The sequence below is a fragment of the Frankia sp. CeCAU1 genome, from assembly GCF_977971845.1.
Map to the genome: position 1 here is coordinate 1 of NZ_CDWWXA010000124.1, position 14,336 is coordinate 14,336.

The window sequence follows — 14,336 nt, forward strand, 5'->3', positions numbered from 1 at the left end:
GGGCGGGGCCGATGTTGTTCGGGGGAGGTCGGCATGTGCAGCTACCAGCGATGACGCTGCCCGGTGGGGCCTTCCTGGCGATGCTTGCCGGTTCGCGCGAGACGAGGCAACGTCGGTTGACAGACGGTGGCGTGCCCTGGTCTGGCGTGTCCGGACCGGCTGACGCTTCGTGAAGCGCCGTGCGGGAGGTAGGCGGCTGCCCGTCAGGCCGCCGGACAGGCGGCCGAGGCAACGCGGAGCAGATCAATGTGGCCCCGGGTGACCAGGATCAGCCGCTTCAACACAAGAGCAACGGAAGCACACTGCTCCGGCGGTCGCCAAGCATTGAAAAGTATGACTTATCTCACCTCTTGGTCTTTCGGTGGAATCTGTGGTGCATGACGCCGGCCGTGGAGGTCCCGGGATGTCCATTTTCCCGATGGAGAATCGTGAATATACTCACGGACCGTTCCAGAAATCGCGGCCGGGGACGTCAGGAACAGGAGATGCCGTGGCTCTGCCTGATTTCTTCGTGATCGGTGCTCCCGACGCGGGTACGGAGGTCCTGCACGAGGAACTCGGCCGCCATCGATCCGTCTTCATGCCCGAGATCCCGCAACCGGGGTACTTCCTGGCCGGGCGCATCCTGGAAAGCGGGCTCGACGTCACCACGGCCGGCCGGGCCGGCGTCGTCTGTTCCGCTTGGGGCGAAGCCGGCGGGAGTGCCGGTCGTCCGGGCTGCGTGGCTCGCGCCGGGCCGGGCGAGCGATCACCTGTCCGTCGGCGATCCGACTACGAGGCGCTGTTCGACGCGGCTCCGGCGGGTGCGGTGCGCGGCGAGAGCACCCCGTATTACCTCGCCGACTTCACGGCGCTGCGGCATATTCACGAACTGCTTCCCTACGCGAAGCTCATCGTCGTTCTTCGTGATCCGGTGGAGCGGGCCTATGCGAACTGGGTCCGGATGCGGCTGGCCGGTCTTGAGGACCTCGACGATTTCGAACGTGCCGTGGCCGCCGAGGCCGCCCGGACGGCCGCGTGCTGGCCATGGCCGTGGCGCTACCTGGCCCTGGGCAGGTACGGCACGCAGCTGCAGCGGCTGTTCACGCTGTTCCCCCGCGAGCAGGTACTCCTGACGGCGTACCGCGATCTGATCGGGGATCCCGCCGCCGTCATTCGACGGGTCCACGGTTTCCTGGGGGTCAAGCTGGGGGTCAAGCTGGGGGCCGAGCGCCGAGGACGTCCCGGGCCACCCGGGACGTCCGTGCCGGCGCCCCCGTCCGTGCCGGCCTTCCCGGCCCCCCGGCTGGATCCGGCGATCGGGGCCCGGCTGCGGGACGGGTTCCGTTCCGATATCGCCCTGCTGAGCGACGTGACGAGACGCCGGTTCGACGAGTGGCTCGTCGAACCGGCGGACGACTCCTGACTATCACCCCGGCCCGCGAGCAGTCCGGCCCGCGAGCCGAGAGGGTAGCGTCGAGCGGGATGAGCGTCTCAGCAAGCAGCGATTCCACGGGTGGTGCGCACGCCCCCGAGGTCCCGCCCGTCCCGGAGGGCGGCGAGCCCGCCGCGACAACCCGCCCGTCCGCGCCCGAACCGTTGCCCTACGACGGGGTCGCCTCCGTCGCGGTGGGAACCGTGCTGTGGGCCATCGCCGCGCTGGTCATGGCGTTCTTCCTCGACGACCTGCGGGGCGACGGCCGGCTCTGGTGGTTCGTGACGGCGATTTGCGGCTTCGTCCTCGGGCTCGCCGGCCTGTGGATCGTGATCCGCCGCCGCAACCGGCTGCGGGCGCGGGGAAACCCTGACCACGCGGATCGATAGTCCGGCGACCGGAACCCACCGGCGCGGCTCAGGTCTCGTCGAGGTCGTCCTCCGCGGCTCGGAAGGCGGCACCGTCGGGGTCGCGCAGCGCCGCGGCCAGCGCATGCCGCCGGTCCCACTGCCCGCCGCGCCAGGCCAGGGCCCGCGCGAGCGCGTCCGAGCCGGCCTCGGCATCCACGTGGATCTCGCCGCCGATCCCGCCGAGTACCCGCCAGGGCACCCGGGTTGGCCTGCCGGCGAGATCCTCGACCAGCAGCGGGTCGTGAACCCGGTACGGTGTGCCGTCCGGTGCCTGCCGGGCCTCGCCGGGGCCCGCCGAGGCGATCTCGCAGGTGCCCGCCTCGGCGGTGAGGCGCACGCCGAGGACGTGGGCCACCTCGGCCGCCCGGTCCAGCGGGAGACGCAGCCCGAAGCGGTCCGCGCCGAGCAGCCCCAGCATGTCCGGTGCGTCCACCACGACGACGTCGGCGCAGGCCCGGACGCCGTCCGGGGTGCGGACGGTCAGCGGCGGGTCGAACCGCCCGTCGTGGGCGGAACCGTCCGGCGCCGTCAGGACCCGGGCCACCGCGTCGACCGCGGCGATGTACAGCGTGCGAGCCGCGGGCCACGGCACGTCCCGGTCGACGTCGCCCAGCCGGTCGAGCAGGTCCATCACCGCGCCCAGGTCGCCGAGGACGTCCTCCAGCGTCAGCCGGCAGCCGAGGTGGCGCAGGAACTCGTCGTCGACCCCCGGGAGCGGTGCCGCCGGCGCGAACAGCCCGGTGAGCAGGAGGTCCGCGTCGGGTAGGACGAGCTCGCCCGGAGGCAGAACCCTGCTGTCCCGGTGCGCCGGGTGTTCCGCGGAGCGCTCCGCCGGGTGTTCCGCGGAGCGGGGCACCCGGCCGTCGCCACCGACGGGCAGCACCGCGTGCCGCGCCAGCCACCAGCGCGTATAGGACGGCTCGGGGGCGAACACGATGTCCCGCAACGGTGGTCGGGCGAGCTCGGCGAGCGCCTCGGGCCAGGCGGCCCGGTCGACGAGTTCGAGATCGCGTACCGCCGCGAACACCCCGATCATGGCGGGTGCCGGTGGCCCGCCGGGAGGCGGCCGACGCAGGTTCGCCGAGCCGCCCGGCGCGCCGTGGTCGTCCGCCGCGACGTCGTCAACCCAGGTGTCGCTGTCGTCGAGGTCAAGCAGGATCTGCTCGTCGGGATCCAACGGCAGGTCGTGGGCGTGCAACACCCCGAAGGTGCGCAGCACACCGACCTTCGCCAGTACCTCGGCGGGCCAGGCCCGCGCGACCTCGGCGCTCAGGGTGCCGAAGGGCGCGTCCTCGGCGAGCACCCGATCCAGGGGGCCTCCCTGGATCAGCAGCTCGCCGGCCGGGGTGAAGTCACCGTCGCCGTCCGGCAGCAGCAGCTCGTCGAGCCAGCTCAGGTCGGCCGCGGACTCCTCGCCCGCGTCCCGGACCAGCGCCAGCACCGCGTTCGCCAGGGCGGTGAGATCATCGGGATCGTCCTCCGGATCGGCGTCCAGGACCGCCTCGCGTACCGCCGCATCCCTTAGGACACCCGCTGGAGTGCCCTCAAGCGCGCCGAGGGTGCGCAGGGCATCCCGCGCCGCGTCCTGGGCGCAGGCGTCGGGATGCACGACCCGCAGCGGCAGCCCCGATCGGGCCAGCGCGACGATGTCGAGGTCGGCGGTGGGCAGCAGGGTCCCACGCGGACCGGTGACCATCCGCGTCCGCAAGGCGCCGGACCCGGCTGCCCCGCGCGGCTCGGTGTCCTCCCAGGGCGCGGGAACCTCCGTGACCGGTACCGGAAGCGCGCCGAGCGCATCCCGGTCCGGCGCCCCGACCAGGAGCGGATAGAGACGTCCCCACCAGTGTGGCGGGCGGGGCACCCCGGAGAGCAGCTCGACTAGGGCGGCGCTGTCCACCCGTCGAACGCCCAGGGCGGAGAGTGCGGTACGCCACCGGCGGGCCGCATAGGCCGCCGGGAGCAGGCCGGGAACCTGCCCATCGACCTTCGCCGCGACGGTGTCGTCGCCATCCGGACCCGCCCCGTCCGTGCCGGCGATCTCGGCCGGGTCGGCCTCGGTCCAGGTCTCGGCCGGGTCGGCCCCGCAGGAGCGCAGCAGCTCGGTGACCGCATCGGTCGCGGGGCCGAGATCGCAGACGGAACAGTCCCGGCCACGCAGACCGCCGGGCAGCATCGCCGCGTCCGGGAGAAGTCGGATCAGCACGTCCCGTAGCCTGCCGTCGACCTCGCCCACCGGCAGCCCCGTCGGCACGAGGGCCAGCGCGGCCAGCGGGTCGCCGGGTGTCTCGTCTGGGTTCCTGCCGGCGTCTGGGTTCCTGCCGGCGTCTGGGTTCCTGCCGGCGCCCAGGTATTCGGCCAGCGCCACGGTGGCCGCGCTCAGCTGATCGGTGAGCCAGTCTCGTAACGGACCCGATACCGTGTGTCGACGCGAGGGATCCAGTGGCAGCTCGACGCTCGCCAGGATCGGCAGCGAGATCGGTTCGTCCGTCGGCTGAGGTGCCCGCACGACCCGGGCGACGCCCTCGGGCCATCCGCCGTCGCGGACCATGACCCGGGCGGTGAAGCGGTTCCGGCCGCGCTCCTCTACCGGGCGGTCGGCCAGCAGGTTGGCCGGGATCACGCCGCTACGGGCGATGCCGCGCCAGCGCTCGCCGTCGAGATCGGCGATCTCCACGCGGGTCGGCGTCGCGCCCGGCGCGGGCTGGGATGAGCCGCCCCCGCGGATCCATCGACAGGTGATCGTCCGAACGGCCCCGTCGACGTCAACCACGATCTCGCTGGGACCGCCGAGGACGAGCGGCAGGGTCGGATCGAGCCCCGCCAGCAGATCCCGGGCTGCCGTGGCCGCCGCGACGTCCCGCAGCGGGAGGCGGATCACGGTGTCGTACCCGTCCGGTGGTGCGGGCGGCGCGGGAAGATCGAATGGCAGCCGGAGGATGGGTACCGCCCCGTCGCGCCGGGCCAGTTCTTCGGTCAGGCCCGGCGCCGGCGCCGTGGTGCCGGCGCCGCCCACCCCCGCGGCCGTCACGGCCTTGATCACCCTGCTCTTCGACCAGGTGACTCCGGACGCCCCCCCGCCCGGGCGGGACCGGGAGACGATCGAGGGATCGTCGCTCACCGCGAGCACTGCGGCGAATCCGGCGCCGAACCGCCCTACTGACGTGGTGTCCCGTTTCGCCGAGGCACGCAGGGTCGACAGCGCCTCCACCCCCGCCGGGCTCAGCGGTGCCCCCGTATTGGCGATCTCCAACAGGCCCCCGGGACCGGCGCCGGTCTTCGAAGCATCCGGTGCATCCGGTGCATCCGGAGTGTCCGGAGTGTCCGACTCCGAAGCGGAGGTGCGCAGCCGCAGGTACACCCGGGCCGGGACGCCGGCCTCACGCGCGGCGTCGACCGCGTTCTGCACAAGTTCGACGACGAGGCGGTCGCGGTAGGCGCCGAGAGCCGCGTCCTCCTCGGCATTGGCGTCTTCCCGGAAGCGGGCCGGGGAGGCGGCCCAGGCGTCAAGAACCCGTTGCCGGATCGCGGCGGTTGCGTACTCGTCGGCGGGAGCGCGCGGGATCGTCACTGGCACCCGTCCATACTCGTCTTCCTGCCCGGCAGGGCGGGGGATCGGGTCCGGCACACCGGCGCGCGCGGACAGCCAGATATAACCGCGCACCGTTTTATACTGGTTTGTACTAGATGTTATCGGGTGGTGCCTGGTGGTATCTGGCAGGTGGGCTATCCGGCCGGGACGCGGCGCCGGGCAGGATGGAGGGATGCCATCCCGCGGACGCCGCCAGGATCCCAGGGCGACCGGTACCGAGCTGGCCGCGACGTTGGCGGACCAGTGGCAGCGGATCGTCGATGCGGTGAGTGTCCTGCCCGACGGGACCCTCGGGGTGCCGAGTCCGCTGCCCGGCTGGACGGTCGGCGACCTCGTCCTGCACGTCTCCCGCTCCGCGACCGCGCTCACCGAGGCCCTGGCCCCCGCGGTCCCGGCGTCCCGGCGCACGACGGATCTCGTCACGGCGAGGGATCTCGTCACCGCGAGCGGCTACCTGACGGGCGCCGGAACCCGGACGGAGGCCGTCGCGGACACCGCCCGCTCGCTGGCGGCGAACCGTGGGCCGGCCGAGATCAGAGGCTGGCTGGCCGGTGAGGTGTCGGCCGCGGTGGCCGCCATGGCCGCGGTGACTCAGGAAGCGGTGGTCCCGACGCCGGGCGGCCCGATGCGCCTGGCGGAGTTCCTGCGCACCCGAGCGGTCGAGGCGGTGGTGCACGGCCTCGATCTAGGCGTCACGCCGGTCCGGGATGCGCTCAGGGCGGCGACGAAGGTGTTCGCGGAGATGTTCACCGAGCGGGCACCCGGACGCTCGGTGGAACTGCGGGTGCCGCCGTTCACGGCCGTGCAGATCGTCGAGGGTCCACGCCATACCCGGGGCACACCGCCGAATGTCGCCGAGGCCGAACCCGTTGCCTTCGTCCTGCTGTGCGCGGGCCGCCTGCCGTGGGCCGAGGCGGTGGCCGACGGCCGGGTCGCGGCCAGCGGCGAGCGCGCCGACCTCAGTTCCTACCTGCCCCTCCTGTAGATGCGGGTTGGCTGGGCCGGATGATTTATCAGGGACGATCTGGTCCGTCCGGGCATGCGCGCACAACGGCCGATGCGCGTCCTCACTGCTAGCGTGGTGGGAGGTAGCTGCCGGGGGTGAGGCGGTGGTCGGCGCGTCTCGGCGAGTCTCGGCACGTCTCGGCGAGTCTCGGCACGTCGGCGGACGAGCCCGGCACCTCTGTGGTCCCGCATGGTCCCGCGCGAGATTGTCCGCATTCTTCGGTATCCCTGACCTGTCGAGGAGTCCTGGTGCCAGACGTCGCACCCCGCTTCGGCGCCACCCCCGGATGGGAATCAGACCTCTCCGACGAGCCGGGGCCGCGTGACGCCTGCGGTGTGTTCGGGGTGTGGGCGCCCGGTGAGGACGTGGCGAACCTGGCCTACTACGGTCTGTACGCGCTGCAGCACCGCGGGCAGGAGGCTGCCGGCATCGCGGTCGGGGACGGTCGGACCGTGGTGGTCTTCAAGGAACTGGGGCTTGTCGCTCAGGTCTTCGACGAGGTCACCCTGTCCAGCCTGAGCGGCCATGTGGCGGTCGGTCACACCCGGTACTCGACGACGGGCTCCTCCACCTGGGAGAACGCCCAGCCGTCGTACCGCACCGCCCGCTTCGGCGGCCCCATCGCGCTCGGGCACAACGGCAACCTCACCAACATCGTCGAGCTCGCGCGGACGCTCGGCGCGGAGCGGGACCGCCTGCGGGCGACCACCGACTCGGACCTCATCACCGCCATGCTCGCCGACCATCCCGGCCCGACCCTCGTCGACGCGGCGATGGACGTGCTGCCCCGCCTGACCGGGGCCTTCTCGCTGGTCTTCTCGGACGCCTCGACGCTGTATGCCGCCCGGGACGCGCACGGGATCCACCCGCTCGTGCTCGGCCGGCTCGACGGCCATCCCGACGGCGCGTGGATCATCGCCAGCGAGACGGCCGCCCTCGACATCGTCGGCGCCACCCTCGTACGGGAGATCGTTCCTGGCGAGCTGGTCGTCATCGACGCCGAGGGGGTGTGTTCGCGCACGTTCGCCCGGCCCGATCCGCACGGCTGCCTGTTCGAGTACGTCTATCTCGCTCGCCCGGACACGTCGATCGCCGGACGCTCTGTGCACGCCACCCGGGTCGATGTTGGCCGGCAGCTGGCCCGCGAGGCGCCGGTGGAGGCCGACCTGGTCATCCCCGTGCCGCAGTCCGGAGTACCCGCCGCGGTCGGCTACGCGGAGGAGTCGGGCATCCCGTTCGGTGAGGGCCTGGTCAAGAACTCCTACGTCGGGCGCACCTTCATCCAGCCCTCGCAGACGATTCGGCAGCGCGGGATCCGGCTCAAGCTGAACCCCCTGCGGGATGTGATCGAGGGGCGTCGCCTCGTCGTGGTGGACGACTCGATCGTCCGCGGCAACACGCAGCGCGCGCTGGTGCGCATGCTGCGGGAGGCCGGCGCCGCCGAGGTCCACATCCGGATCTCCTCGCCGCCGGTACGGTGGCCCTGCTTCTACGGCATCGACTTCGCGACCCGCGCCGAGCTGATCGCCAGTGAGGCGGGCATCGAGGAGATCAGAGCCTCTCTCGGGGCCGACTCGCTGGCCTACGTCTCGTTGGAGGGCCTCGTCGAGGCCTCCCGCCAACCGGCCGGCACGCTCTGCCGGGCCTGCTTCGACGGCGTGTACCCGGTTCCGCTGAACGATTCCGACAAGCTCGGCAAGCATCGGCTGGAGGCGACGGGCGGCGCGGAGACCACCGAGGACATGATCGCCGAGGCGCTGCGGCGCGGCGTGACGCTGGGCATGAACGGTGCCGATCCCTCCCCGGACAACCACGACGCCGAGCCTGAGCCCGAGCCCGATCTTGAGTCCGAGCCCCAGCCGGCCGGGGTGAGGCCCGCATGAGCGGTGGATTGAACTCGTACCGGGCGGCCGGGGTCAACGTGGCCGCGGGCGAGCGTGCCGTCGAGCTGATGCGCGGTCACGTCGCGCGCGCGACCCGGCCCGAGGTCGTCGGTTCGCTCGGCGGATTCGCCGGCCTGTTCGCGCTGGATACGGCGCGGTACCGTCGGCCGCTGCTCGCCTCCTCGACCGACGGTGTGGGCACCAAGATTGCCGTTGCCCGGGCCCTGGACACGCACGACACCGTGGGCATTGATCTGGTCGCCATGGTTGTCGACGACCTCGTGGTGTGCGGCGCGGAGCCGCTGTTCCTGCTCGACTACCTCGCGTGCGGCTCCCTGGTCCCCGCGCGCGTGGCCGAGATCGTCTCCGGCATCGCAACCGGCTGCGAGCAGGCGGGGGCAGCGCTGGTCGGCGGGGAGACCGCCGAGCACCCCGGGCTCATGGGTAGCGACGACTACGACCTGGCCGCGACGGGGGTCGGGGTCGTGGAGGCCGACGACGTGCTCGGGCCGGAGCGAGTCCGGCCCGGGGACGTGGTGGTCGCGATGGCATCATCCGGCATCCACTCCAACGGCTTCTCGCTCGTACGGCATATCTTGTTCGGTCCTGTCGATTCTGGCCAGCCCGGTGGGATTCCCGAGACCGCGCGGGAGGATCTGGAGTCATACGTCCCGTCCCTGGGGGGCACGCTGGGCACGTCCCTGCTGGTTCCGACCCGCATCTATGCCCGGGACTGCCTGGCGCTGGCCGCGGCTGTCGAGGTGCACACCTTCGCCCACATCACCGGCGGCGGTCTCGCGGCGAACCTCGCCCGGGTCATCCCGCCGGGCCTGCTGGCCACGGTGGACCGGGCGTCGTGGTCAGTGCCCCCGATCTTCGGTCTGCTCGCCGAGCGCGGCGAGGTGACCCAGGCGGACATGGAAGCCACCTTCAACCAGGGAGTCGGCATGGTGGCGGTCTTGCCGGCCACTGCGGTCGCCGACGCTCTCGCGCTGCTCGCCGCGCGGGACGTGCCGGCCTGGGTGGCAGGGGAGGTCGGCACGGCGGACGCTCCGGAGCCAGCCGGCGTGGCCAGGGCCCGGCTCGCCGGCCGGCATCCACGCTGAGGCGGCCCGTCCGGGACAGCCCGTCCGGGCAGGGCAGCCCCTCCGGGCAGGTTGGGAAACCTGTCCGGGCAGCCTGGGCTGATCAGGAGTGAACTGGCGAAGAAGCATGCAGCGCGGCCAACATCACGGCAGCACGTTATGGCGGTGGGAGCCCGGGCCTGAGCCCGGACGACCACCGTCGGCGACGACCACCGCGGTGAGCCTGCCGCGGTGAGCGACTACCGAAGCGACGCTGTCAGCGGGAGGAACGTCGATCGTCCTCGTCGTCTGCGTAGGCGTCGTATCCGTAGTCGTCATCTACGTACGAGTCGTCGTTGTTGTTCTCGCGCGTCGAGCCCGCGCCCAGATCCGCCTTCAATCGGTCGAGATCCATAGTGGGCGAGTTGTACTTGAGCTCGCGGGCGACTTTCGTCTGCTTGGCCTTAGCTCGGCCGCGCCCCATGGCTCGACCCCCTCGAACATGACGACGGGGACCCGCCCCGGTGCTCTCACTGTCTCGTGCTTCCCGAGACTACAGGGACCGGAGGCTTCTCGGCACGCCAACCCGACAGTTGCCTGTCCCCGGACAAGGTGTCCGCGATCGGAAACGGTGTATGAACCCGCTTGTCCGGTGGGTTCGATCGGGGATATCCGCTCGTCCCCGCCGTCGGCGGCCCGTTTGACGGGGCCTGGATGTGATCACCGTCACCTGTTCCCATTGACGTTCAGGCCCCCGCCGGGCGGGTGATCGTGCCTGGTGGCGGGGGTGTGCCTCGCCTCACGGTGCGTCTCGCCCCACGGTGCGTCTCGCCCCATCCGCGGTCGGCGTCAGGGCAGCAGGATCCCCCGCAGGCGTCCCACGTCGGTCATGCGGCGTTCGGCGAGCCGCTCCGCGGCCTCGGTCGGGGTCACCTCCTCGGCCTCGGCGAGGCGGAACACCTCCGAGGTGGTGTCGAAGATCTGCGCGGCCCTGGCCCGGGCCCGCTCCGGCGAGTAGCCCTCGATCTCGTCCGCGACCTGGATCAGGCCGCCGGCGTTGACCACGAAGTCGGGGGCGTACAGGACTCCGGCGTCGGCGAGCTGCCGCCCGACCTCGGGCTGCGCGAGCTGGTTGTTGGCGCCGCCGCAGACGACGCCGGCTCGCAGCCGGCGGACGGTCTCCGCGTTCAGCGCTCCGCCCAGCGCGCAGGGGGCGTACACGTCGATGTCGAGGTCGAGCAGATCGTCCGGGTCCGGCACGGTCTCGGCCGCCGGGAACTCCACCCGCAGCCGGGCCAGGGCCACCGGGTCCACGTCGCCCGCGACCACCGAGGCGCCGCTGTCGAGGAGATGCCCGACGAGCCGCCGCCCGACCTTGCCGACTCCCGAGACCGCGACGCGGCGCCCCGCCAGGCTCGGCGTTCCCCAGCGGTGCCGGGCGGCGGCGCGCATGCCCTCGAAGACCCCGTAGGCGGTCAGCACGCCGGAGTCGCCCGAACCGCCGTGCGCCGGTGACCGTCCGGTTACCCACCGGGTTTCCCGGGCGATGACGTCCATGTCCGCCACGTAGGTACCGACGTCGCAAGCGGTGATGTATCGGCCGCCCAATGATGCGACATGGCGGCCGAAGGCGCGCAGCAGTGGCTCCGACTTCGCGACGGCCGGATCACCGATGATGACGGCCTTGCCGCCGCCGAGGTCCAGCCCGGCGCAGGCGGCCTTGTAGGCCATCGCCCGGGACAGGGCGAGGGCGTCCGCCAACGCGACTTCCTCGTCGGCGTAGGGGTGGAAGCGGGTACCGCCCAGCGACGGCCCCAGCGCCGTCGAGTAGATGGCGATGATCGCGTGAAGACCCGAGGGACGGTCCGAGCACAACAGCACCTGCTCATGGTCACAAACGGCGCTGAACAGGGACGACCTGAACAGGGACGACATGGCGCACCTCTCTCCTCGGGGCCTTCTGGGGGCCTTCTGGGGGCCTCCGTGGGGCCCGTGGCCCCCACCGCCCTGATCCCGCGCGCGGGCCGAACCACCCCGCGCCGCGCCCAGGGCCCGCAGATCGTGTCCTGGCGAACCCTACGGCGCCGGTAGGCCGGACGGCTTGTGTGCGGACGTGCCAGGATCGAGGCATGCCAGGATCCAGGGCATCCGCGTGGGTGTCGTCGGTCGGATCGCGCGCGGTAAGTGGGTCCTGAGGTGCCCGTCGTCTCCCCCGCGGCGTATCTGCGGGTGTACGAACCGCTCGCTGCCTTTCCCGCGGCCGAACGTGGCCGCTGGCAGCGTTACGCCGCCGCGGGGCCGCCTTCGCGCCGGGCCGGGACCCGCCGGGAGCGGGTCCTGGCGCTGGTCGCGACCGTCCATCCCACCCTTGACGTCGCCGACGAGTCGGCCTTCGTCCAGTGGATCGACGGTCTGATGTTCGTCTGTCCGTGGTCGACCCAGCTGCGGGTGTGGCAGGCGGCGCTCGAGTTCCGCGGCCTGATGCCCGACCGCGTCGCGGAGGCGTTCCTGCCACGGCGGATCATCGAGCCGGCCGAGGTCGAGCTGGACCGGTGGAAGGCCCGCCGCCCCGCGCTCAAGGTCCACGTGCAGACCTGTACCTGGATGGTGCCACCGCCGTGGTTCCTGCTCTTCGACCCGGCCGAACGGTCCCTGGTCACGGGGGACACCGCCGAGCGGTCCATGATCTACCGCACCACGATGAGCCTCGCCAGGCGGCGGGCGGGCCGGGCGGTGGAGGCGGTGGAGGCGCTGCGGGCGAGCTCTCCGGACGCCCCGGGAGTCGAGGGCGTCGGCGAGCTGGCCCGTTGGCTGGGGTCCTTCCATCCGCAGAGCAGGGTCGAACTGGACTACGACGGGCTAGTTGACTTGCTGGACGATGACATGCTTCGGCGCGACAACTCTGTAGAGGACATCGTCGAGGCTGTCAGTGCGTTACGCCGTGGGCGAACAGACCTAGCGGTCGAAGCCTACGAACGAGTCCTGATGAGGTGGAGGCCCCTGCAGGCACGGGAATCCGCGAGCTGATCGGCGCATTCTGTTAACTGAGAGTTGCCGCCCGCTTCGGACGAGCTGTGACTAGTCAGTAGATGGTCCTGACGTGCCATGTCCGAAATGCCCCCGAAGGATGCACGATCTGTATGGGACGGAGCGACGCTCTGTGACGGGAGGCCAACGCAATGACGACACGAACGCCAGACGCTGAGCCGCTGCTGACGCCCGCCGAGGTTGCCACGATGTTTCGGGTAGACCCGAAGACCGTGACCCGGTGGGCGAAGGCCGGAAAGCTGACGTCGATTCGGACTCTGGGCGGTCACCGCCGGTACCGAGAGGCGGAGGTGCGTGCCCTGCTGAAGGGAGTTCCGAGCATCGGAAGTGACATCTAGGTTCGCGCCAACCTGGCGCGTTGCACGAGCCCCCTCCTCTCCTCGGGTACGGGTCCTCGGGTGCGGGCCGCACGGCTGACAGTGCGAGGGTGTCGGTCGTGAGTCCCGCGGAATAGGGCCGAAGGTCTCGAGAGCGGTTGATCGTCCCGTATCGGACGACAGCCGGAGGCTGCGGTATCACCATCGGGCCGCTGATGGAGGGGTAGATAGATCCAGGCGTCGGGTCGTCCGGCATGTGGGTGAGCCCATGCGTCGGGATCCTGTCCCGCCGACGTCCCGCGTCAAGGACCACCTCCGCACCGGGAGGGCGCTGGGTGGACCTGCTGGGGAACCGGCGGACGGCCGTTACGGCTGTCCGCCGGTCTCGTCGCGCCGGGCCAAGGCACTGGACGGACGGCCGAGGCCCTGGACAGCCGAGAGGCTGGACAGAGATCGCTGGACAGAGATCCGAGCTGCCCGGAGGTTGATCATTGTTGGGCCGCCGCCTGGCGCCGTAACCCGCCCGGCACCGTGACGTCGGGCGGCGCCGATAACCAGGGCTGGGGGCGGGAGTCGACTGTGCCCGGTTTCCGGCCCAGTACCAGCGCGTTCCGGTTCACGAACAGCTTCGCTCCGCAACCGTTGTTGGCCGTTTCGGCGCCATGGTCGACTCGGCGGCTGGGCCTCGGCGACGCCAGCCGGGGCCTGTGCGGCGGGATGATCTACGCTGTGCGTGATCTGTTCGAGGCCGGAATCGGGCCGCCGCCTGACGTCGTGGCGCCGGCAGTCGGTTCCCCGCTGTACGCGTACCTCGTCCGCCGCCTGCTGGAGAGCTTCGACATCCCGCGGGGGGTGGCCCGCTACTACCGGCTCATGCAGGGCGCCGACGCCGACGTCAACCGGGGGATCCGGGTCCGGCCGGGAGTCGCGCGGACGAGCCTGGCGGATGAGTGGCCACGGATCCGGCTCGATCTGGACGAGGGGTTGCTGTCCCCGATCGGGATCATCACGGTGCGCTCCCCCGATCCGCGGCTGCTCGGCCTGAACCATCAGGTGCTCGCCTACGCCTACGTCCAGGCCGGAACGTCGATCACGCTCCGTGTCTATGATCCGAACACTCCCGGGGACCGGGCCGACGAGGTCACGCTGAGTTTCGATCTCGCCGAGGTCCATGGTCGCGGCGATCCCGCCGGGCCGGCGCGGATCGAGCACTCGATCGCGATCGGGGGGCTGCCGGTCCGAGCCTTCTTCCGTTCCCGCTACCGATGGGTCGACCCGCGCCGCGCCATCGCGCCCGCGGCAGGCCGCCCCGCGGGGCAGGAGGCGCCGGGCCGTTCACGCCTGGAGAAGGGCCGGTGACGCGGCAGCCGGGTGGCTGGCCGGCCAGGGGAGCGTTCCCACGGGGATGCCGAGCGGTCGGGATCGGCCCGGGAAGGGTTTGTCGTCCGACCGGGCCATCCCCTATGCTTGCGGTGTTTCAGACGATCGACGTCGCGGTTGGGCGGATGCGCAGCCTCGCTGAGGGTCGTCGCCGCGCCCCCATCGTCTAGCGGCCCAGGACGTCGCCCTTTCAAGGCGGTAGCACGGGTTCGAATCCCGTTGGGG

The 14,336-nt window shown here is 71.7% G+C and carries 12 protein-coding genes; 8 read left to right on the forward strand and 4 right to left on the reverse strand.

From position 1 onward, the window contains the following. Window positions 1-203: 203 nt before the first annotated feature. Complete coding sequence (locus AC08OO_RS18435; RefSeq protein WP_347272474.1) at window positions 204-284, reverse strand: putative leader peptide; 81 nt, start codon at window positions 282-284, stop codon at window positions 204-206. A 206-nt stretch (window positions 285-490) separates the two neighbouring features. Between AC08OO_RS18435 and AC08OO_RS18440 the strand changes: the two genes are divergently transcribed. Together AC08OO_RS18440 and AC08OO_RS18445 are read left to right on the forward strand one after the other, a co-directional pair. Beyond that, window positions 491-1,405 (forward strand): sulfotransferase, encoded by a 915-nt coding sequence (locus AC08OO_RS18440; protein WP_476610999.1) that lies wholly within the window; start codon window positions 491-493, stop codon window positions 1,403-1,405. Between the two features lie 59 nt (window positions 1,406-1,464). Then, window positions 1,465-1,803, forward strand: a complete 339-nt coding sequence (locus AC08OO_RS18445) for a DUF2530 domain-containing protein (protein WP_476618817.1) — start codon at window positions 1,465-1,467, stop codon at window positions 1,801-1,803. A gap of 28 nt (window positions 1,804-1,831) precedes the next feature. On the opposite strand, the gene AC08OO_RS18450 is transcribed toward AC08OO_RS18445, so the two are convergent. After that, on the reverse strand, window positions 1,832-5,398 hold the full coding sequence (locus AC08OO_RS18450) for a sacsin N-terminal ATP-binding-like domain-containing protein (RefSeq protein WP_476610997.1): 3,567 nt from the start codon (window positions 5,396-5,398) through the stop codon (window positions 1,832-1,834). A gap of 187 nt (window positions 5,399-5,585) precedes the next feature. On the opposite strand from AC08OO_RS18450, the gene AC08OO_RS18455 reads away from it, so the two are divergent. The 3 genes from AC08OO_RS18455 (at window position 5,586) to purM (ending at window position 9,408) form a co-directional block, all read left to right on the forward strand. Next, window positions 5,586-6,398 (forward strand): sterol carrier family protein, encoded by an 813-nt coding sequence (locus AC08OO_RS18455; RefSeq protein ID WP_476610996.1) that lies wholly within the window; start codon window positions 5,586-5,588, stop codon window positions 6,396-6,398. A 269-nt stretch (window positions 6,399-6,667) separates the two neighbouring features. Beyond that, window positions 6,668-8,302: an amidophosphoribosyltransferase gene (purF, locus tag AC08OO_RS18460; RefSeq protein WP_476610995.1), complete on the forward strand. Its 1,635-nt coding sequence runs from the start codon at window positions 6,668-6,670 to the stop codon at window positions 8,300-8,302. Next, window positions 8,299-9,408 (forward strand): phosphoribosylformylglycinamidine cyclo-ligase, encoded by a 1,110-nt coding sequence (purM, locus tag AC08OO_RS18465; protein WP_476607189.1) that lies wholly within the window; start codon window positions 8,299-8,301, stop codon window positions 9,406-9,408. The genes purF and purM overlap by 4 nt, the downstream gene beginning before the upstream one ends. Window positions 9,409-9,643: 235 nt before the next feature. Here the strand turns inward: purM and AC08OO_RS18470 are convergent, their stop codons facing one another. After that, complete coding sequence (locus tag AC08OO_RS18470; protein WP_011434572.1) at window positions 9,644-9,850, reverse strand: DUF3073 domain-containing protein; 207 nt, start codon at window positions 9,848-9,850, stop codon at window positions 9,644-9,646. A gap of 365 nt (window positions 9,851-10,215) precedes the next feature. After that, window positions 10,216-11,301 carry a Glu/Leu/Phe/Val family dehydrogenase gene (locus tag AC08OO_RS18475; RefSeq protein WP_476610994.1) on the reverse strand — a complete coding sequence of 362 codons (1,086 nt, stop codon included), beginning with the start codon at window positions 11,299-11,301 and terminating at the stop codon, window positions 10,216-10,218. 261 nt (window positions 11,302-11,562) lie between these two features. On the opposite strand from AC08OO_RS18475, the gene AC08OO_RS18480 reads away from it, so the two are divergent. The 3 genes from AC08OO_RS18480 to AC08OO_RS18490 all read left to right on the forward strand — a co-directional run bounded on the left by AC08OO_RS18480 (window position 11,563) and on the right by AC08OO_RS18490 (window position 14,090). Then, complete coding sequence (locus tag AC08OO_RS18480) at window positions 11,563-12,393, forward strand: DUF8083 family protein (protein ID WP_011434574.1); 831 nt, start codon at window positions 11,563-11,565, stop codon at window positions 12,391-12,393. Window positions 12,394-12,545: 152 nt separating this feature from the next. Beyond that, the gene (gene bldC, locus AC08OO_RS18485; protein WP_006540950.1) at window positions 12,546-12,752 is read left to right on the forward strand and encodes a developmental transcriptional regulator BldC; all 207 of its coding nucleotides are present in this window, start codon (window positions 12,546-12,548) and stop codon (window positions 12,750-12,752) included. A gap of 558 nt (window positions 12,753-13,310) precedes the next feature. After that, complete coding sequence (locus AC08OO_RS18490) at window positions 13,311-14,090, forward strand: hypothetical protein (protein ID WP_476610991.1); 780 nt, start codon at window positions 13,311-13,313, stop codon at window positions 14,088-14,090. Window positions 14,091-14,336 lie beyond the last annotated feature (246 nt).

Coding starts and splice junctions, on each gene's coding strand:
- AC08OO_RS18445 (WP_476618817.1), top strand. CDS start 1,465: ATGAGCGTCTCAGCAAGCAGCGATTCCACGGGTGGTGCGCACGCCCCC.
- AC08OO_RS18455 (WP_476610996.1), top strand. CDS start 5,586: ATGCCATCCCGCGGACGCCGCCAGGATCCCAGGGCGACCGGTACCGAG.
- purM (WP_476607189.1), top strand. CDS start 8,299: ATGAGCGGTGGATTGAACTCGTACCGGGCGGCCGGGGTCAACGTGGCC.
- AC08OO_RS18470 (WP_011434572.1), bottom strand. CDS start 9,850: ATGGGGCGCGGCCGAGCTAAGGCCAAGCAGACGAAAGTCGCCCGCGAG.
- AC08OO_RS18475 (WP_476610994.1), bottom strand. CDS start 11,301: ATGTCGTCCCTGTTCAGGTCGTCCCTGTTCAGCGCCGTTTGTGACCAT.
- bldC (WP_006540950.1), top strand. CDS start 12,546: ATGACGACACGAACGCCAGACGCTGAGCCGCTGCTGACGCCCGCCGAG.